Annotated in this window: 1 protein-coding gene; it reads right to left on the bottom strand. The window is 68.3% G+C overall.

The features are described from left to right. The coding region (locus tag B7G54_RS37870) for an amidohydrolase family protein (RefSeq protein WP_165765665.1) at positions 1–537 on the bottom strand (537 nt) is incomplete at both ends.

Raw genomic sequence — 537 nt, 5'->3', positions numbered from 1 at the left:
CTGCGAGCCGCCGCCCGCATCGATCACGCCCGTTACGCCGAGCCGGTTCAGCTCGCGCATGAAGTGGCGCGTCGAGTTGTACTGGTACTCGAACGGCAGCTTCGGGCCTTTCGCGAGCGTCGCGTAAAGAATCGTCGCGTTCGGGTTCGCGAGCAGCAGCCCGGTCGGGTTGCCCGCGGCATCGCGCAGGATCGTGCCGCCCGGCGGCTCCGGCGTATCCTTCGTGTAGCCGACGACGCGCAGCGCCGCCGCGTTCAGCAGCGCACGGTCGTACAGGTGCAGGATGAACACGGGTGTATCGGGTGCGGCCGCGTTGAGCTCGTCGATCGTCGGCAGGCGCTTCTCCGCGAACTGGTGCTCGGTGAAGCCGCCGACCACGCGCACCCATTGCGGCGCCGGCGTGATCGCGACCTGCTGCTTGAGCATCTCCATCGCGACCGCGAGCGAGCGCACGCCATCCCAGCGCAGCTCCATGTTGTAGTTCAGGCCGCCGCGAATCACGTGGCAGTGGTTGTCGGTCAGGCCCGGCAGCACGGT

It is taken from the genome of Burkholderia puraquae (assembly GCF_002099195.1).
In the GTDB taxonomy this organism is placed as follows: domain Bacteria; phylum Pseudomonadota; class Gammaproteobacteria; order Burkholderiales; family Burkholderiaceae; genus Burkholderia; species Burkholderia puraquae.
Note: the sequence above shows the minus strand (reverse complement) of the source record. Positions and strands in the feature narration are given on the sequence as shown.